Raw genomic sequence first — 18,447 nt, 5'->3', positions numbered from 1 at the left:
GCATCCGACGGTTCGGACGCTGTTCAGCTCCAGGTGAGCGCGGTGACGGCGCGAGCGACCGGAAGTCGTCACCTCTCGTGCACGCGTAATCACAGAGGAGTGACGTACGCGCCGGTGATGCCGCCGTCGACGACGAACTGCACGGCGGTCATGAACGAGGCGTCGTCGCTGGCCAGGAAGGCCACCGCGGCGGCGATCTCGGTCGGTTCACCGAACCGACCCATCGGCACGTGCACCAGCCGGCGGGCGGCGCGCTCCGGATCGGCGGCGAACAGCTCGCGCAGCAGCGGCGTGGCCACCGGTCCCGGGCAGAGGGCGTTGACCCGGATGCCCTCCCGGGCGAACTGCACGCCGAGTTCCCGGGTGAGCGCCAACACCCCGCCCTTGCTCGCGGTGTACGCGATCTGCGACGTGGCCGCGCCCATCAACGCCACGAAGGAGGCGGTGTTGATGATCGACCCCCGGCCCTGCCGGCGCATGTGCGGGATGACGTGCTTGCAGCAGAGGTAGACGCTCGTCGTGTTGACCCGCAGCACCCGCTCCCAGGCGTCCAGCCCGGTCTCCAGGATGGAGTCGTCGTCCGGCGGGGAGATGCCGGCGTTGTTGAAGGCGACGTCCACCCGTCCGTACCGCTCGACCACCCCGTCGAAGAGGTCGCGTACCGCCGCCTCGTCGGACACGTCGGCCGCGACGAAACTCCCGCCCACCTCGTCGGCGGCCCGCTGGCCGGCCTCGGTGTCGACGTCGACGCAGACCACCCGGGCCCCCTCGGCGACGAACCGCCGCACGGTGGCCAGCCCGATACCGCTGGCCGCCCCGGTCACCACGGCCACCCGGTCCCGCAACCGTCCCTGCATGCTCACTCCTCGGTGCTGACGAAGACGTTCTTGACGTCGGTGAACGCGTGCAGGGCGTCCGGCCCCAGTTCCCGGCCCAGGCCGGAGCGCTTCATCCCGCCGAACGGCGTCCAGTACCGCACCGAGGAGTGGGAGTTGACGCTCAGGTTGCCGGCCTCGACGGCCCGGGCCACCCGCAGCGCCCGGCCCACGTCCCGGGTCCAGATCGAGCCGGAGAGACCGTACTCGGTGTCGTTGGCCAGCCGGACGGCGTCGGCCTCGTCCTCGAACGGCAGCACCGAGACGACCGGGCCGAAGATCTCCTCCCGCCAGTGGCGGTCCCCGGGCGAGTCGGCGAGCAGCACCGTCGGGGGGTACCAGTAGCCGGCGCCGTCGGGCCGTGCACCGGTGAATGCCACCCGCGAATCCTCGACGTACCCGGCGACCCGGTCCCGCTGCCCGGCCGAGATCAGTGGTCCCATCTCGGTACGCTCGTCGGCCGGGTCACCCACCCGGAAGGCGCGTACCGCCGGTTCGAGCAGTTCGAGGAAGCGGTCGTACACCCCGCGCTGCACCAGCAGCCGGGACCGGGCGCAGCAGTCCTGGCCGGCGTTGTCGAAGACCGCGTACGGCGCGCTCGCGGCGGCCCGCTCCAGGTCGGCGTCGGCGAAGACGAGGTTCGCCGACTTGCCGCCCAACTCCAGGGTGAGCCGCTTCACCTGGCTCGCGCAGCCGGCCATGATCCGGGTGCCCACCTCGGTGGAGCCGGTGAAGCAGATCTTGCGGACGGCCGGGTGGCTGACGAACCGTTCGCCGACCACGTCGCCCCGCCCGGGCAGCACGGTGAACACGCCCTCCGGCAGACCCGCCTGGTCGGCCAGCTCGGCCAGCCGCAACGCGGTCAACGGCGTCAGCTCGGCGGGCTTGAGCACCACCGTGTTGCCGGCGGCGAGCGCGGGGGCGAAGCCCCAGGCGGCGATGGGCATGGGAAAGTTCCACGGCACGATCACCCCGACCACGCCGAGCGGTTCGTGGAAGGTGACGTCCAGCCCGCCCGGCACCGGGATCTGCCGCCCGGTGAGCCGTTCCGGCGCCCCGGCGTAGTAGTCCAGCACGTCCCGGACGTTGCCCGCCTCCCACCGCGCGTTGCCGATGGTGTGCCCCGCGTTGGCCACCTCAAGCCGCGCCAACTCCTCCAGGTGCTCGTCCACCACCGCCGCGAACCGCCGCAACAACCGGCCCCGCTCCGCCGGACTCACCCACCGCCACCGCTCGAACGCCCGCCCCGCCCGCTCAACCGCCGCGTCCACATCCCCAACCGAGCTCTCCGCAACCTCCCTCAACACCACCCCACGAGCCGGATCCCATACCTCACCCACCCACCCTCACCCCACCCACTCTTCGCGATCTTGCACTTTCTGTCGGGGCAAACCCGACATGACATCCCAATTAAGCGACCAAAAGTGCAAGATCGCGGAGAAGGTGGGGTGGTGGGGGTCAGAGGCGTTCGAAGCCACGGGTGAGTTCCCAGTCGGTGACGGCGGCGTCGAAGGCAGCCAGTTCGACCCGGGCCATGTTGGCGTAGTGGGCGACCACCTCCTCGCCGAAGGCGTCGCGGGCGACCGTCGAGCCCTCCCAGAGGGTGAGGGCGTCGCGGAGGGTGCCGGGGACGCGTTCGGCGTTCGGGTCGTCGTACGCGTTGCCGGTGCACTCCTCGGCCAGGTCCAACTCGTTCTCGATGCCGTGCAGCGCGCCCGCCACCAGGGCCGCGATCGCCAGGTACGGGTTCACGTCGGCACCCGGCACCCGGTTCTCCACCCGCATCCCCTGACCGTGGCCCACCACCCGCAGCGCGCAGGTGCGGTTGTCCGTGCCCCAGCGCAACGCGGTCGGCGCGAACGAACCCGGCTGGTAACGCTTGTAGGAGTTGATGTTCGGCGCGAAGAGCAGGCTCATCTCCCGCATCGTGGCGAGCAGCCCGGCGAGCACCCGCTGCCCGGTCGGGCTCAGGTGCGCCGGCCCGTCACCGAGCATCGCCGAGCCACCGGAGGTGTCCCGCAGCGAGAAGTGGATGTGGCAGGAGTTGCCCTCCCGCTCGTTCGGCTTGGCCATGAACGTGATCGACATGCCCTCCTGGGCGGCGATCTCCTTCGCCCCGTTCTTGTAGATGACGTGGTGGTCGGCGCAGGCCACCGCCTCGTCGTAGCGGAAGGCGATCTCGTGCTGACCGAGGTTGCACTCCCCCTTGGCGCTCTCCGGAACCAGGCCCGCGCCGGCCATCTCGGTACGGATGCGGCGCAGCAGCGGCTCGACCCGGGCGGTGCCGAGCAACGAGTAGTCCACGTTGTACTGGTTCGCCGGGGTCAGCTCCCGGTAGCCGCTGCGCCACGCCTGCTCGTACGAGTCCCGGAAGAGTACGAACTCCAGCTCGGTGCCGGCGTACGCGGTCAACCCGTGCGCGGCCAACCGGTCCAACTGCCGGCGCAGGATCTGCCGCGGCGAGGCGATCACCGGACCGGTGCCGTCCAACCACTCCAGGTCGGCCAGGAGCAGTGCCGTCCCGGGCTGCCACGGCACCCGGCGCAGGGTGCCGAAGTCCGGTTTCATCGCGAAGTCGCCGTAGCCGCGTTCCCAGCTCGACATCGCGTACCCGTCGACGGTGTTCATGTCGACATCGACGGCGAGCAGGTAGTTACATCCCTCGCTGCCGTTCGCGACGACCTGGTCGAGGAAGTACGGGGCGTGGAACCGTTTGCCCTGCAACCGGCCCTGCATGTCGACAAGGGCCAGCACCACCGTGTCGATCTCGCCCTCGGCGACGGCGACCCGCAGTTGCTCCAACGTGAGTGGCGGCCTTCTCATCCGCGAGCCTCCATCACCAAGGTCTACCGGCCCGAGCCGATCACCGTCAACAGGACGCTCCGCCCGTACCCCCATCCACGCCCCCGGCAAACCGTCCGGGACCGATGACCGGTCGCCATCCGCGCACCGCGACAACGTCGACGCCGGCGATGGTGAAGTAGGGATCGTCTGCCATGAGCCGATCGACCTCCGCCCGGTCGCCGGTGAAGACCAGCAACGCACCGGTGTCGCCGTCCCAGGGGCCGGCGAGGAGCAGTGCGCCCTGCTCGTGCAGCGCCCGCAACCGGTTTCGGTGGGCCGGCCGGGCCGCCAGCCGGGCAGGTTCATCGGTGAAGGAGAGTTCCACACAGATCATGGCGAGGAGCCTAAGAACCAGGCGGTCGTCCGGCTGTATCCCGCGATACGCTCCGCGAGATGGACCAGGTCGAACTGGCGGCGGTACCGCTGTTCTCGATGCTCGATGAGGCACACCTGGCGTGGCTCGCCACCAGGTGTCCGCCCCGCGACCTTTCCCGGGGCGCCACCGCCGCCCGCGTCGGCGAGCCGGCCCGACACCTCGTTGTTGTGATCCGCGGAACGCTCTCGGCCGGCTATGACACCAGCCACGGCTCGCGAGTCCGATTCGTGACGGTGACCGGCCCATGCGTGATCGACAAGGCCGCCGTACTCGGCGGCGAATCGCACACGGCAACCTGGACCGCGTCGACCGCCTGCCGGATCCGCCTCCTACCGGCGGGCCTCCTGCGAGATCTCATCGACCAGGTTCCGGCGCTCCGCGACCACGTCCTACGCCACCTGTCCGACCAGGTGAACCGCGAACGCCGGGCCCAGGTCCGCCGCGCCGCGCCGCAGCCGGTCACGCGGGTCGCCGCCTGGGTCGCCGAATCCATGCGTACGCGGGGCAGCCGGATCACTCTGCCCGGGGCGCAGCAGGGACTGGGCGAGGAGATCGGGCTGTCCCGGGTGACCGTCAACCGCGCGCTACAGGTTCTCGTCGGCGCGGGCGCCATCCGGGTCGAGCCCGGCGCCATCATCGTGTTGGACCCGAGTCGCCTCACCGACAGGGACGGCAGCTAGGAGCGCCAGGGTCGCAATTGCGTTGCCGGTCGGGCGGGGTGTGCCTCATCCTTAGCCCTGTGACCAGGCCCGATCGCGACGGGCCGACCACCGGGCCCTCGGAACGGCCCGGCCGCCGCGGCGGCGCGGGAAAGCGTCACCTCTCTCTCGGGTACGGCGTCGCGCCGTACCCCGACTCCGCCCCGCGCCGCTTCGGTAAGCACCGGTGCCGCCCAGTCAGGCCATCACCAGACCGGCCACCCACAGGGCACCGATCACCATGCCGGAGAGGAACTCGACAAGCATCGACAGGCCCGCCGCCGCGACCGCCTGTTTCGTCGCCGGCCAGGCGAGTCGGGTGTCGCCGAGCCGCAGCCGCTCCATCGCGAAGATGCCGCCGATGAAGCCGATGACCAGCCCGACCACCGGGATCACGAAGAAGCCGACCAGGCCGAGCACCGCACCGGTGAGCAGTGACCGGGTGGGCACCCCGGCCCGCTTGAGGTTGCGGCCGGGCCAGGCGTACTTGACGACGGTGCCGGCCACGGCGACCAGCGTCGCCGCGGCGAGCACCAGCCACCGACCGGTTCCGGCCTCGCCGAACAGGCTCCACACCAGTACGCCGCCCCAGCACAGCGGCAGCGCCGGTAGTCCGGGCACCACCACCCCGGCCAACCCGGCGAGGATGGCCAGCGCGGTGATCACCGACACCGCGGCACCCGTGTCGGTCAGGCTCACGTCGACTCCCGTTGGCTCGGCACATCAGTTGACTTCGGCACATCAGTCGCGAAGGGGCATTGTCCACCGCGGGCGTCGACCGGGTGCCCTTCCTCACTCCGGATCGCCGAGCCGGGCGACGATCGACTCCGCCGGCCCCGGTGGGCCGAACAGCCGGCCCTGCGCGGTGTCGCACCGCAACGCCCGCAACCGTTCCGCCTGTACCTCGGTCTCCACCGCCTCCGCCGTGACCCACAGCTCCAACGCGTGGGCCAGCCGCACCAGCGCGTCGACGATGCGTTCGTCGCGGTGGTCGGCGTCGTCCGGCTCGGTACCCCGGATCCCCTCGACGAACGGGCCCGCCAACTTCAGGCAGGTGATCGGCAACCGGCGCAGGTAGGCCAGATTCGAGTACCCGGTGCCGAAGTCGTCCACGGCCAGCCGTACGCCGAGCGCGGCGAGCCGGTGCAGCGTCCGCAGCGGCTCCCCCGCCGACCCCATCACCGCACTCTCGGTCAGCTCCAGCTGCAGCAGTTCCGCCGGCAGTCCGGTGCTGGCCAGCGCGTCGGCCACGGTGTCCACGATCGCCGGGCGGTCGGCCTGGCGGGCGGCCAGGTTGACGCTCACCACCAGCCCGGCGTCCGGGAAGTCGGTGTGCCACCGCTGGGCGTCGCGGCACGCCTGCCGCAGCACCCACTCACCGAGCCGGACGATCAGGCCGGTCTCCTCGGCGAGCCCGATGAACCGGTCGGGACCGATCAGCCCCAGTTCCGGATGCTGCCACCGGACGAGCGCCTCGACGGCCAGCATGCGCCCGTCGAGCAGCGACACGATCGGCTGGTAGTGCAGCACGAACTCGCCCCGGTCGAGGGCCAGCGGCAGCCCGGCGGCCAGCGCCGACCGGGCGGTGTCCCGGGCGCTGCGCTCCGGGTCGTACACCGCCCACCGGTCCCGGCCCTCCGCCTTCGCCCAGTAGAGCGTGGCGTCGGCGGCCTTCATCAGCTCCACGACGCTGGTGCCGGCGACCGCCGAGTCGACGATGCCGATGCTCGCCGAGACCGCGAGCTGCTGGTCGCCGACGTGCACCGGCGCGGCGACGGCGGCCAGCGCCGACTCGGCCACGGCGATCACGTCCTGGACGGCGGTGACCCCGTCGACCAGGATGACGAACTCGTCACCGCCCATCCGGGCGACCAGATAGCCCTGGTCGGCCACGCAGTCGGCCAGCCGTCGGGCGATCATCACCAGCAGCCGGTCGCCGAGGGCGTGCCCGAGGCTGTCGTTTATCGCCTTGAACCCGTCCAGGTCGAGGAAGCAGACACCGACCCGACCGGGTGCGTCGGGCTGCTCGACCAGGCCGGCCAGCGTGTCGAAGAACAGCGTCCGGTTTGGCAGCCCGGTGAGCGGGTCGTGCAGTGCCTGGAAACGCAGCCGCTGCTGGAGTTCGTACCGTTCGGTGATGTCCTCGACCACGGCCACGGTGAACCGGGGCCGGCCGTCGTCGTGGCGGATCAGCGAGACGGCCAGGTCGGTCCAGACGGCGCTGCCGTCCTTGCGGTAGTAACGCTTCTGGACCCGGGCCGCGTCGTGCTTGCCCTCGATCAGTTCCTGGTACAGCTCCCACATGCCGGCCGCGTCGTCGGTGTGGAACAGCGACGCCACGTTGAGCTGCCGAAGCTCCTCGACGGGGTAGCCGAGCATGTCGGCGAAGGCGTGGTTGACGTCGATGATCGTCCCGTCGACTCCGGCGATGCCGATGCCGATGGCCGCGCCGTCGAAGACCGCCCGGAAGCGGGCCTCGCTGTCCCGCAACGCCGCCTCCGCGTCGTCCCGCGCCTGCCACATGGCGCGGGCGATGCCCTCCTGCTGGACGAAGGTCCGCTCCCGCAGCGCACGGGCGAAGCCGGCCGCGAGTGCGCCCCGCATCACCGCGAGCCGCTCGTCGAGGCCGGGCCGCCCGGCCGCGGCGGCGAGCACGTCGGTCCGGAACCGCTCACCCAGCGTACGGATCGACCACTCGATCACCCCCGGCTCGGTGAGGTGCGCGGCGACGAGGGAGCGTCCGACCTCCTCCGCCGCCGCTGCCGGCGGTTCGGCGGAGAGCAGCACCTCCGCCAGCCGGAGGGTGTGCCCGAGCAGCAGCCGTTCGGTCTCGGCCGCGCTCAGCGGCACGAAACCGAGCCGGCGTACGGCCCGTGTCCAGGCGGCGGCGTACCGCTGGGCGCCGGCCGGGTCGACGGTGTCCCCGCCGGAGGCACCCACGGCGGCCATCGGATCAGCCGGCGGGCCGGTCGTTCCGGGCGACACCACCGAAGGCACCGAAGCGCTGCCCGTCGGCGGTGACCTCGGAGGGCGAGTCGGGTCGCCACAGCTCCATGTGCACCACCCCGGGCTCCACAATGGTCCAGTCGCCGAAGAAGCCGGTGATCTCGGCCCGCGAGCGGAGGGTGATCTCGGTGGCGGTACGCGCCGACAGCCGTTGCGCGTCGAGCATCTCCTGCGGCTGGTCCTCGAAGGTGGAGTGGGAGATCACCAGGTGGCTGCCGGGGGCCGCCGCCGCGCGCAGGGTGGCCAGGATGTCACCGGGTCGGTCGGTGTCCGGGACGAAGTGCACCACCCCGGCGAGCAGGATGCCCAGCGGCCGGTCGAAGTCGAGCAGGTCGAGTTTGCGCGCCTCGGCCAGGATCCGTTCCGGATCCCGCAGGTCACCGTGGATGACGCCGGTCGACTCGTTGCCGGCGAGCAGCTCCCGGCTGTGCGCCACCGCGACCGGGTCGATGTCGACGTAGACCACCCGGGCCTTCGGGTTCGCGGCCTGGGCCACCTCGTGCACGTTGCCGACGGTGGGGATGCCGGAGCCGATGTCCAGGAACTGGTCGATGCCGGCGTCGAGCAGGGCGTGCACGGCCCGGCGGAGGAACTCCCGCCCGGCCCGCATCGTCGCCGGCAGGTTCGGCGTCATGGCCGCGATCTGGTCGGCCAGTTGCCGGTCGATGTCGAAGTTGTGGGCGCCGCCGAGGAAGTAGTCGTACACCCGCGCCGCGCTGGGCCGGGAGAGGTCGATCTCGGCGGGAAGTCCGTCCGGCTGTTGCACTGGTTGCACCTCACGTCGTCGCCGTGGATCGTGATGCTGACCACTCTAGGCCGGTCCGTCGCGCGGGGGGAGATCCACAACGCTCTTTTCCTGATCCACCGTTCGGTGCCGGCGGGTCAGGGGGCCTCCAGCAGCAGCGCGATGCCCTGTCCCACCCCGATGCACATGGTGGCCAACGCCCGCCGCCCGCCGCGTCGACGCAGTTCCAGCGCGGCGGTCAGCGCCAGCCGGGCACCACTGGCGCCGAGCGGGTGCCCCAGGGCGATGGCGCCGCCGTTGGGGTTGACGTGCTCCGCGTCCTCCGGCAGGCCGAGTTCGCGCAGCACCGCGACGGACTGGGCGGCGAAGGCCTCGTTCAGCTCGATCACGTCGATGTCGGCCAGCGCCAACCCCTGCCGGTCCAGCAGCCGCCGGGTCGCCGGAACCGGCCCGATGCCCATGACCCGGGGCGGCACACCGGCCGCCGCCGTGCCGGTGACCCGGGCCAGCGGCGTGAGATCGTACGCGGCGACGGCCGCCTCCGAGGCGACCAGCAGGGCCACCGCGCCGTCGTTGACGCCCGAGGAGTTGCCGGCGGTCACCGTGCCGCCGTCGCGGAACGGGGTGGGCAGTGCCGCCAGTTTCTCCAACGAGGTCTGTCGGGGGTGCTCGTCGACCTCGACCAGCCGGGTCTCCCGCCGCCCCGCCGGCACGGTCACCGGCACGATCTCCTCGGCCAGCCGGCCGTCGGCCTGGGCCTTCGCGGCCCGCAACTGCGAGCGGTACGCGAACTCGTCCTGTGCCGCCCGGTCCACGCCGCACTCGGCGGCCACGTTCTCCGCCGTCTCGGGCATCGAGTCGATGCCCCAACCCCGCTCCATCAGCGGGTTCACCAGTCGCCAACCGATGGTGGTGTCGTACACCTCGGCGGATCGGGAGAACGCGGTGGTGGCCTTCGGCATGACGAACGGCGCCCGGCTCATGCTCTCCACCCCGCCCGCGACGACCAGGTCCGCCTCACCGGCGACGATCGACCGGGCGGCGGTGGCCAGTGCGTCCAGCCCGGAGCCGCAGAGCCGGTTGACCGTGCTGCCGGGCACCTGCTCGGGCAGCCCGCCGAGCAGCGCCGCCATCCGGGCCACGTTGCGGTTGTCCTCACCGGCCTGGTTCGCGCAGCCCAGCACCACGTCGTCGGTACGCGCCCAGTCCACCGACGGATGCCGCGCGACCAGCTCGCGGATCACGTGGGCGGCCAGATCGTCGGGGCGTACGCCGGCCAGCGCGCCCGCGTACCGGCCGATCGGGGTGCGGACACCGGCCACCAGGTATGCCACGGTCATCGCGAGTCCTTCGGGGGTGGGGGAAGGGTCGTCAGGGTGCGTCCACCGGGTCCACGGCGACTCACCGACGGCCAGGATATCCCCGCCGGGTGCCGATAGGTTGTGGGCATGGCAGGGGCCCAGTTCAGCGCGGAGACCAGCGACGGCGGTGCGTTCGTCCGCCAACCCAACCGGTTCGCCGGGCGGGTGACGCCGCACTCGACCGCACCGCCCGGCGGCGGACCGGACGAGCAGGACCGCTGGCCGCTGGAGCCGGGCCGCTACCGGCTGGTCTGGTGCCGGGCCTGCCCCTGGGCGCACCGGGCGCTCATCGTGCGGAACCTGCTCGGGCTGACCGACGCCATCTCGCTGGGCACCGTCGACCCGATCCGCGACGACCGGGGCTGGCGGTTCGCCCTCGACCCGGACGGCTTCGACCCCGTGCTGGGCATCAATTACCTCTCCGAGGCGTACCTGGCCACCGATCCGGACTACACCGGCCGGGTCACCGTGCCGGCGCTGGTGGACACCCGGACCGGCCGGGTGGTCACCAACGACTACCCGCAGCTGACCCTGGACCTGTCCACCGAGTGGCGGCGGCTGCACGCCCCCGGCGCGCCGGACCTCTACCCGGTCGAGCTGCGCCCGGAGATGGACGCGCTGATGGCCGAGATCCACCGGGACGTCAACAACGGCGTCTACCGATGCGGCTTCGCCACCTCGCAGCAGGCGTACGACGAGGCGTTCGAGGCGCTGTTCACCCGGCTGGACGCGCTGTCGCAACGGCTGGCCGGCCGGCGCTACCTGATGGGTGACTCGATCACCGAGGCGGACGTGCGCCTGTTCACCACGCTGGTCCGCTTCGACGTGGCGTACCACGGGCACTTCAAGTGCAACCGGCAGAAACTCACCGAGCTGCCGGTGCTGTGGGCGTACGCCCGGGATCTGTTCCAGACGCCCGGTTTCGGGGAGACCGTCGACTTCGACCACATCAAGCGGCACTACTACGCCACCCACGGCGAGATCAACCCGACCGGAATCGTCCCACTCGGGCCGGATCTGCACGGCTGGACGACGCCGCACGGGCGTGGCTGAGCCGCCGGCCACGGTCCGACGGTCGGTGCGGCGCGGCGCCGCGCTGGTCGCCGCGCTCTGCGCCCTGGCTGGCGCGGCCGCGGTGACACTCGCCGTGGTGGCCGGCCCAGGACCAGGCCTGACCGGGTACGTGAGTGAGGCCGGTGTCGTCGACAGCGACCATGCCTGGACGTACCGGATCGGAGTGTTCGCCCTGGCCGGGGCGCTGCTGCTGCTCGCCGTCGCGCTACGGGTCGGTGCGCCGCACTGCGGCGACACGGCACTTCGGGTCGCCGTGACGCTACTCGTGGCGGCGAGTCTGTGCACGGTCCTGTCCGGAGCGGTGACGTGCAGCGCGGGCTGCCCACTGCCGCCGTTCGAACGGGCCACCGTGGCGGATCTGGTGCACGGTGCGGCCAGTGTCGCCGCGACGGCGGCGGTGGTCTTCGCGATGCTGGCGGTCGCCTTCTCGCCGGTGGCGCGACGCCGGCTGCGGCGCATTGGCGTCGTCGCGGCAGCGGTGTCGCTACCACTCGCGGGCGCGGTCGGTTTGGCGATGCTGCTGGTCGGCCGGAGTTCGCTGGTCGGGGTGCTGGAGCGGCTGCTGCTGACGGTCGCCGTCGGCTGGGCCCTGGCCACCGCCGGAACGTTGGCGGTACGCGACCCCACGGCGGTGGCGGTGCAGGACCACCGGACACCGACCGTGCGCGAGCCCACAGCTCGCCGTCGGCGCTGAGGTCGCGCACCCGGGAGAGGATGGCGCGATGAGTTCGTTGTTCACGCCGCTGACGCTGCGGACGGTCACCCTGCCCAACCGGATCGCGCTGGCACCGATGTGCCAGTACAGCGCCGGACCCGACGGCCTGCCCACCGACTGGCACCTGGTGCATCTCGGCACCCGGGCGATCGGTGGCGCGGGCCTGGTGATGACCGAGGCGACCGCCGTGCTGCCGGAGGGCCGGATCAGTCCGCAGGACACCGGGTTGTGGTCCGGCCGCCACGTCGACGCCTGGCGGCCGGTGACCAGGTTCGTGGCCGCGCACGGCGCGGTGCCCGTGGTACAGCTCGCGCATGCCGGGTTCAAGGCGTCGACGTACCGGCCGTGGGAGCCGCGCCAGGGTGGGGTGCCGGACGCCGAGGGTGGCTGGACGCCGGTCGGGCCGACCGGTGAACCGTTCGTGCCGGAGTACCGGGTGCCGTCGGCCCTGGACGCCACCGGGATCGCCGATGTCGTCGCGGCATTCGCCGAGTCCGCCACGCGGGCGGTGGCGGCCGGCTTCGCCGCCGTGGAGATCCACGCTGCACACGGCTACCTGCTGCACGAGTTCCTCTCCCCGCTCACCAACAATCGGGCCGACGGCTGGGGCGGTGACCGGGCCGGACGGATGCGGCTGACGCTGGAGGTGGCTCGGGCGGTGCGCGCCGCTGTCGGTGAGGACGTGCCGGTACTGGCCCGGATCTCGGCCACCGACTGGGTGCCGGGCGGCTGGACGGTCGAGGACAGCGTCGCCCTCGCCGCCGAACTCGGCACCGCCGGGGTGGACCTGATCGACTGCTCCTCGGGCGGGGCGTCGCCAGCCGCCAAGGTCCCGGTCGGGCGCGGCTACCAGGTGCCGCTGGCCGCTCAGGTCCGCCGCGAGGCGCAGGTGCCGACCGGCGCGGTCGGCCTGATCGTCGAACCGGAGCAGGCCGAGGCGATCATCGCCGACGGCGAGGCCGACCTGGTGCTGCTCGGCCGGGAACTGCTGCGCAATCCGTACTGGCCGCACCAGGCGGCCGCCAAGCTGGGCGCCGCGCCCAACTGGCCGGCCCCGTACCTGCGGGCGGCCTGACCGGCGGGTCCGGCTGCCCGGTGACGGCCGAGGGCAGCCGGACCCGTGCGGATCTCAGACCCGCTCTCAGCCGGCCAGGTGGCCCCAGTACTTCTCCAGGTCACGCCACGGACCCTGGGCGGCCACCGTGCCGGCGATGAGCACCACCACGTGGTCGGCCCGCACCAGCGCGGCCCGCTTCGAGGTGGAGCCGACCACGGTCACTCCCCGGTCCCGCAGCGCCTGCCACAGCGCCAGCTCGGTGGTGACGTCGAGCGCGGAGGAGACGTCGTCGGCCACCAGCAGTTCGGTACGCGGCGCCAGCGCCCGGGCCAGCGCCAGCCGTTGCAGCTGGCCGCCGGACAACCGGGTGCCCTTGTGCCCGATGAGCAGGCCGAGTCCGCTGCCGGTGGCGGCCAGGTCGTGGTCGAGCTGGGCGGTGCTGACCGCGTGCTCGGCGTCCACCTGATGCCCGAGGGTGATGTTGTCCGCGACCGTGCCGGAGAGCACCCGGGGCAGCTGACCGACGTAGCCGACCTGGTTGGGACGCAGGAACAGCTCCGGCTCACTCACCGGCTCACCGTTCCAGCTCAGCAGCCCGGTGTGCGGCGCGATGCCGGCGAGGGCCCGCAGCAGCGACGACTTGCCCGAGCCGACCGGCCCGACCACGAGGACCAACTGCCCGCGTGCCACGGTCAGGTCCACGTCGCGTACGGCGGTGGTGCCGTCGGTGTGCCGGACGCCGAAGCCGACCAGTTCCAGCCGCCGCAGCGGGGTACGCGGTGGCACCGTCGGGGCGGGGGCGGTGCCGGCGGCCAGGTCCACCCCGGGCACCCGCGCCGAGTACGCCTCGATCCCGGTCATCTCCGCCGTCCGTCGGGTCCACACCCGTGCCGACGGCACCTGGGAGATCAGCGAGGCGGTGGTCCAGGCGAACCAGCGGGCCGCGCCCAACGTGGCGACCGCGACCAGCGCCGCCCCGGCGGAAAGCCCACCGGTCAGGAACAGCGCCCACACGCCGATCGGGAACAGCCCACTGGCCACCGCCGGCGTGGAGCGTGCCCAGACCTGCACGGCGATCTCCCGGCGCTGCCGTTCGCTGCGTACGGTGTCGAGGTCGGCCAGGTGGGTCAGCACCGGCCGGGTGGCCCCGGCCAGCTTCACCGTGCGGGCCGCGGACAGCGTGGAGACCAGGGCGGTGGCGAAGGCCGCCCGCGCGGCGACGGTGTCCCGCGCCGCCCGCTCCAGTCTCGGGCCGAACGCCGTGGCGGCCAGCCCGGAGAGCACCATCGTGCCGAGGAAGAACAGTCCGGGCACCACGCTGCCGGTGATCAGCGTCATGGCGACCAGCAGGATCAGGCCGACGGTCTGGTCGAGCACGTTGTCGGCGAGTTGGACGACCCGCTCGGTGTCGCCGCCCTGGGCCACCACCTCGGCGGGGGTGTGCCGGCTGACCCGGCGCGGGCCGGTCTGGCCGTACACCAGGCGGGCGCTGATCCGCAGCATCTGCCGTACCCACCAGGCGGGGAACCACAGGTGGGTCCAGTAGTGCGCCGGGATGGCGAGGATCAGCCCGGCCGCGATACCGAGGGCGGGCAGCCAGGGGTCGCCGGTGCCGTCGACCACGTCGGCCCAGAGCCAGGCGAGCACGGGCCCGTCCAGGCCGAGGATCGCCAGCACGGCGAAGATGCCCACCGCCGCCGCGCCGTACCGGGGGTCGTTGAGGCAGAGCCGGCCGATCTCCCGCAGGGTCCGTCCCCGGGAGGCCGGCCGCCGGTCGGCTTCGGTCGCCGCGTCCGGGGCACCGGCGCCGGCCTCACGGCCGCCGACCTGTCGCCCCTCCGCCGGGTCGACCGGCTCCGGCCCGACGACCGGCGCGGGACCGCCCACCGGCAGACCTGCCTCGACGCCGTGCCGGGCGGGCAGCTCGGCGTCGTCCGGCGGTGGCGGGTCGGTGCCGTCGCCGGTCTCGCCACCACCGCCGGGCAGCAGCACGTCGGCGCCACGCGCGGCGGCCGTGCGGGCTCCCACGGGCACGCTGATCGCGGTCGCCGGGCCGATGGCGGCGGCCGGGTTGGCGCCGACGAGCGCCGGCTCCGCCCAGATCCGGTCGGCCTCCGGCTCCGGCAGCAGCTCGGTTGCCGCGTCGACACCGTGCCCGCCCTGGTGACCGGCCGCCAGCAGCTCGGCGAAGCGTCGCGACTCGGCCAGCGGGGCGGCCTCGACCACGGCGCCGTCGGCCAGCACCACCACCTCGTCGCAGCGGCTCACCGACGACAACCGGTGGGCGATGACGATGCCGATCCGGTCGCGCAGCAGCCGCTCGGTGGCCTGCTGCACCCTGGTCTCGGTGACCGGGTCGAGCCGGGCGGTGGCCTCGTCGAGGATCACCACGTGCGGGTCGCGGACCAGGATCCGGGCGAAGGCGACCAGCTGCTCCTGACCGGCCGAGAGCACGTGGCCGCCGTCGCCGAGACGGGTGTCCAGGCCGGCCGGCAGCTCGGCGATCCAGTTGGCCAGCCCCAGCTCGTCGAGGGCCAGGGCGGCGGCGTCGAGCAGCTCGGGGTCGAACAGCGCCACGTTCTCGGCGAGCGTGCCGGCGAGGATCTCGGTCCGTTGCGGCACCACGGCGACCCACTGGCGCAGCTGCTCCACGTCGAGGTCGAGCACGTCGCGCCCGGCGAGCAGGACCGTCCCCGGCGGCACGTCGACCGCCCGGGTGAGCAGCTTGGCCAGCGTGGACTTACCCGACCCGGTCCGGCCGACCAGGGCGTACGAGCGGCCCCGGACGAAGGTCAGGTCGACGTCGCGCAGTGCGGGGCCACGGTCGGCGTCCGGCCCGGTGCTCGGGTAGCGGTAGGTCAGGTCGCGGATGACCAGGTCACCGTCGCTGGGTGCGGCACCGCCGCTGGGCTCCTGTGGTGCGGCCGAGAGCAGCTGGACCCGTCCCCACGCGCCGAGGGCGTACTGCACCTCCGGCACCATCCGGCTGACGTGTTCGACGGTCATGCCGAGGGAGAGCGCAAGCAGCCAGATCGCGGTGATCCGGGCGGCGTCGACCCGGCCGGTGGTCAACGCCCACACCCCGCCGAGCACGACCAGCGCCACCCCGACCCGCGTCACCCCGGCCGCGACGGTGTTGACCTGCGCCGACATCTGCCACACCCGCAGTCCACGGCGCAGCACCTCGGCCGCCCGGCGGGCGTACAGGCGCAGCACGTACGGCCGGGCCAGGCTGGTGCGTACGTCGTCCTGGCCGTGGATCGACTCCTCCATCACGGCCGCGAGGTCCGACCAGGCCGCTTCCTCGTGCATCCGGGCCGGGGCGATCCGGGCGGCGGGACGCCGCAGGGTGAACGCGAGCAGGACGCAGAGCAGCAGCATGCCGAGCCCGGCCGGCCACCAGACGGTGAGCGCGACGAGCGTGGACAGCAGGCCGACGGCCAGTGCCTGGGCCAGCCGTACGCCGGGGCCACGCACGCCCGAGGCGACGTCGTACACGTCGCCGTCGATGCGGTCGAGCATCTCACCGACCGGGGTCGTCTCCAGCGCCGGCACGGGCTGTCCCAGCGCCACCCGGCACAGGCGACGGCGCAGGTCGGCGGACCAATCGGCGGTGACGCCGGCCATCACCAGGCTCACCACCAGGTCGCTGACGACCGCCGCGACAAGCGCCACCGACAGCAGCACGAAGAACCCGACGGAGCGGTGCAGCAGCACCGGCCCGGCGAGCGCGGCGGTGGCCGCCTGGCCGATGCCGCCGAGCAGGATCAGGACGACCACCAGGGTCATCCGGCGCGCGGAGGTGACCCACAGATCACGGAGCAGGCGCATGCGTCGGTTCCTCCGGTCTGGTGGCGGAGTTTCCAGCCTGCTTCGCCCGCCCGCCTGACTCAACGCATTTTCGCCGGTGGCGGGGCGTGACGAAGGTCTCCGCCGACCTGCGGCCGGCTCAGAACAGCACGGTCGCCAGGGTGCCGACCGGGCGGAACCCGCAGCGCTCGTAGACCCGCCGGGCGGGCCTGTTGAAGTCGTTGACGTAGAGGCTGACCGTCGGGGCGACCCGGGTCAGCGCGTCAGCGACCACCGCGGCCATCGCGGCGGTGGCGATGCCGCGCCCCCGCCACTCGGGTGCCACCCACACCCCCTGGACCTGCGCGGTGCGCCGGGTGACGACCGCCAGCTCGGCCTTGAACACCACCCGGCCGTCGACGAAACGGGCGTACGCCCGGCCGGAGCGGATCATGTCCGTCACCCGGCGCCGGTACCCGCGACCGCCGTCCTCGGCGAGTGGGGAGACACCGACCTCCTCGGTGTACATCGCCACCGCGGCCGGGAAGAGCCGGTCGAGTTCGCCGCTGCGCACCCGGCGCACGTGTGGGTCGACCGGGACCGGTGGCAGCGCGTCGGTGACCAGCAACGGCTGGTTGGCGCGTACGTCTCGGGCCGGACCCCAGGTGTCGGAGAGCCGCTCCCACAGTTGCAGGACGGCGTCGGCCCGCCCGACGATCGAGGAACAGAGCCGTTCCTCGCCGGCCAGCAGGTCGGCGAAGGCGGCGATGGCCTGCGGGCCGGCCAGCACCGGGGTGAGGTTCCCGCCGAGCCAACAGACCGATTCGAGGTGCCGGCGGGAGCCGTACCCCAGCACCCGGCCCTCGGCCCGCCACCAGGCCAGCCCACGCGCGGCGACCCGCTCCGCGACCTGCGCGCTCGCGAACGGGTCGAGGTCGAGCAACCGCTCGACCGCGCGCCGTTCCGATTCCCCGATTTGCCGCACCGGCGCCGTCAGCACGGTTACAGCCTGCCAGATCCCTTCACCTTCCGTCGGCAGACCAACCCCACCCCACCACCAAACCCACCCACCCCCACCCGCCCCCGCTCGCCCCCACCCACCCCCGCTCGCGTTGATCAAGAAGTTTTGGCCACTTTCGGCGGCGAATCACGACGCGAACTTCTTGGTCAACAAGGCGGAACCCGGGCGGCCGACGTGAGTCGGGTTGTCGGCGTTGTGTTGGCGATATATCGTTGATGCATCAGTGATAGTTCCGAGAAGGAGAAGACCATGAGATTGCATCGACGTGGGCATGGCGTGCACGAGGGGCGGATGCGCGGGTTCGGGTTTCCGCCGGGGCCACCGTTTCCGCCGGGCGGACACGGGTTCGGACACGGTCGGGGCGGTCGCGGACGGGGGCGGGGGCGCCGGCCGAACGTCCGCAACGCGGTGCTGGCCCTGCTCACCGAGCGACCGATGCACGGCTACGAGATGATCCAGGAGATCGACTCCCGCACCGGCGGGAGCTGGCGACCCAGTCCCGGTTCGATCTACCCGACCCTCCAGTTGCTGGAGGACGAGGGCGTCATCGCCGCCACGGAGGAGTCCGGCGGTGGTCGCAAGCGGTTCACCCTCACCGAGCAGGGCCGCGCCGAGGCCGACGAGGCGGCCCAGACACCGCCCTGGGCGGAGGTCGCCGAGGACACCATCAACAGCTGGCACGACATCCGAAACGCCGGCATGCAGGCGATGCAGGCGCTGCGTCAGGTGATGATGACGGGCACCGACGACCAGCGGGAACGGGCCGCCCAGGTGCTCGACGAGACCCGCCGCAAGCTGTACGCGATCCTCGCCGAATCCGAGTGATCCCGGGTACGCGTCGAGGGCGGCCACCCGATGGCTGGCCGCCCTCGTCCTCGTCGCGTTC

Annotated in this window: 15 protein-coding genes; 5 read left to right on the top strand and 10 right to left on the bottom strand. The window is 72.7% G+C overall.

Annotated features, from left to right (window positions below):
* Positions 1-89 precede the first annotated feature (89 nt).
* The 4 genes from V5O40_RS14150 to V5O40_RS14135 all read right to left on the bottom strand — a co-directional run bounded on the left by V5O40_RS14150 (position 90) and on the right by V5O40_RS14135 (position 4,053).
* Entirely contained in the window at positions 90-857 is a 768-nt protein-coding gene (locus V5O40_RS14150) for a 3-oxoacyl-ACP reductase (RefSeq protein ID WP_332905857.1), read from the bottom strand.
* 2 nt (positions 858-859) lie between these two features.
* Positions 860-2,215, bottom strand: coding sequence for an aldehyde dehydrogenase family protein (locus V5O40_RS14145; RefSeq protein WP_332905856.1), 1,356 nt, complete (start codon positions 2,213-2,215; stop codon positions 860-862).
* A gap of 118 nt (positions 2,216-2,333) precedes the next feature.
* A complete protein-coding gene (locus V5O40_RS14140; protein WP_332905855.1) occupies positions 2,334-3,698 on the bottom strand; it encodes a glutamine synthetase family protein in 1,365 nt (454 codons plus the stop codon).
* A 46-nt stretch (positions 3,699-3,744) separates the two neighbouring features.
* Positions 3,745-4,053, bottom strand: coding sequence for a YciI family protein (locus tag V5O40_RS14135; RefSeq protein ID WP_332905854.1), 309 nt, complete (start codon positions 4,051-4,053; stop codon positions 3,745-3,747).
* 59 nt (positions 4,054-4,112) lie between these two features.
* On the opposite strand from V5O40_RS14135, the gene V5O40_RS14130 reads away from it, so the two are divergent.
* Positions 4,113-4,775 (top strand): Crp/Fnr family transcriptional regulator, encoded by a 663-nt coding sequence (locus V5O40_RS14130; RefSeq protein ID WP_332905853.1) that lies wholly within the window; start codon positions 4,113-4,115, stop codon positions 4,773-4,775.
* Positions 4,776-4,991: 216 nt separating this feature from the next.
* On the opposite strand, the gene V5O40_RS14125 is transcribed toward V5O40_RS14130, so the two are convergent.
* The 4 genes from V5O40_RS14125 to pcaF form a co-directional block, all read right to left on the bottom strand.
* Positions 4,992-5,492, bottom strand: a complete 501-nt coding sequence (locus tag V5O40_RS14125; protein ID WP_332905852.1) for a DUF456 domain-containing protein — start codon at positions 5,490-5,492, stop codon at positions 4,992-4,994.
* A 93-nt stretch (positions 5,493-5,585) separates the two neighbouring features.
* Entirely contained in the window at positions 5,586-7,742 is a 2,157-nt protein-coding gene (locus V5O40_RS14120) for a putative bifunctional diguanylate cyclase/phosphodiesterase (RefSeq protein ID WP_332905851.1), read from the bottom strand.
* Positions 7,743-7,746: 4 nt separating this feature from the next.
* Complete coding sequence (locus V5O40_RS14115) at positions 7,747-8,565, bottom strand: SAM-dependent methyltransferase (RefSeq protein WP_332905850.1); 819 nt, start codon at positions 8,563-8,565, stop codon at positions 7,747-7,749.
* 116 nt (positions 8,566-8,681) lie between these two features.
* Entirely contained in the window at positions 8,682-9,884 is a 1,203-nt protein-coding gene (gene pcaF / locus V5O40_RS14110) for a 3-oxoadipyl-CoA thiolase (RefSeq protein ID WP_332905849.1), read from the bottom strand.
* Between the two features lie 108 nt (positions 9,885-9,992).
* Between pcaF and V5O40_RS14105 the strand changes: the two genes are divergently transcribed.
* The 3 genes from V5O40_RS14105 to V5O40_RS14095 are packed head-to-tail and all read left to right on the top strand — an operon-like array spanning position 9,993 to position 12,769.
* Complete coding sequence (locus V5O40_RS14105) at positions 9,993-10,958, top strand: glutathione S-transferase family protein (RefSeq protein ID WP_332905848.1); 966 nt, start codon at positions 9,993-9,995, stop codon at positions 10,956-10,958.
* Entirely contained in the window at positions 10,951-11,673 is a 723-nt protein-coding gene (locus V5O40_RS14100) for a DUF998 domain-containing protein (RefSeq protein ID WP_332905847.1), read from the top strand. Before V5O40_RS14105 ends, V5O40_RS14100 begins: the two co-directional genes overlap by 8 nt.
* A 28-nt stretch (positions 11,674-11,701) precedes the next feature.
* Positions 11,702-12,769, top strand: coding sequence for an NADH:flavin oxidoreductase/NADH oxidase (locus V5O40_RS14095; protein ID WP_332905846.1), 1,068 nt, complete (start codon positions 11,702-11,704; stop codon positions 12,767-12,769).
* A 66-nt stretch (positions 12,770-12,835) separates the two neighbouring features.
* Here V5O40_RS14095 and V5O40_RS14090 read toward each other — a convergent pair whose 3' ends face one another.
* Together V5O40_RS14090 and V5O40_RS14085 are read right to left on the bottom strand one after the other, a co-directional pair.
* The gene (locus V5O40_RS14090) at positions 12,836-16,582 is read right to left on the bottom strand and encodes an ABC transporter ATP-binding protein (RefSeq protein ID WP_332905845.1); all 3,747 of its coding nucleotides are present in this window, start codon (positions 16,580-16,582) and stop codon (positions 12,836-12,838) included.
* Between the two features lie 118 nt (positions 16,583-16,700).
* The gene (locus V5O40_RS14085; protein WP_332905844.1) at positions 16,701-17,540 is read right to left on the bottom strand and encodes a GNAT family N-acetyltransferase; all 840 of its coding nucleotides are present in this window, start codon (positions 17,538-17,540) and stop codon (positions 16,701-16,703) included.
* A gap of 270 nt (positions 17,541-17,810) precedes the next feature.
* Here V5O40_RS14085 and V5O40_RS14080 point away from each other — a divergent pair, with 270 nt between their 5' ends.
* A complete protein-coding gene (locus V5O40_RS14080) occupies positions 17,811-18,386 on the top strand; it encodes a PadR family transcriptional regulator (protein ID WP_332905843.1) in 576 nt (191 codons plus the stop codon).
* Positions 18,387-18,447: the final 61 nt, after the last annotated feature.

It is taken from the genome of Micromonospora palythoicola (assembly GCF_036689795.1).
GTDB lineage: Bacteria > Actinomycetota > Actinomycetes > Mycobacteriales > Micromonosporaceae > Micromonospora > Micromonospora palythoicola.
This window is presented reverse-complemented; position numbering and strand designations above follow the sequence as displayed.

Coding starts and splice junctions, on each gene's coding strand:
- V5O40_RS14105 (WP_332905848.1), top strand. CDS start 9,993: ATGGCAGGGGCCCAGTTCAGCGCGGAGACCAGCGACGGCGGTGCGTTC.
- V5O40_RS14140 (WP_332905855.1), bottom strand. CDS start 3,698: ATGAGAAGGCCGCCACTCACGTTGGAGCAACTGCGGGTCGCCGTCGCC.
- V5O40_RS14130 (WP_332905853.1), top strand. CDS start 4,113: ATGGACCAGGTCGAACTGGCGGCGGTACCGCTGTTCTCGATGCTCGAT.
- V5O40_RS14095 (WP_332905846.1), top strand. CDS start 11,702: ATGAGTTCGTTGTTCACGCCGCTGACGCTGCGGACGGTCACCCTGCCC.
- V5O40_RS14090 (WP_332905845.1), bottom strand. CDS start 16,582: ATGCGCCTGCTCCGTGATCTGTGGGTCACCTCCGCGCGCCGGATGACC.
- V5O40_RS14150 (WP_332905857.1), bottom strand. CDS start 857: ATGCAGGGACGGTTGCGGGACCGGGTGGCCGTGGTGACCGGGGCGGCC.
- pcaF (WP_332905849.1), bottom strand. CDS start 9,884: ATGACCGTGGCATACCTGGTGGCCGGTGTCCGCACCCCGATCGGCCGG.
- V5O40_RS14135 (WP_332905854.1), bottom strand. CDS start 4,053: ATGATCTGTGTGGAACTCTCCTTCACCGATGAACCTGCCCGGCTGGCG.
- V5O40_RS14120 (WP_332905851.1), bottom strand. CDS start 7,742: ATGGCCGCCGTGGGTGCCTCCGGCGGGGACACCGTCGACCCGGCCGGC.
- V5O40_RS14080 (WP_332905843.1), top strand. CDS start 17,811: ATGAGATTGCATCGACGTGGGCATGGCGTGCACGAGGGGCGGATGCGC.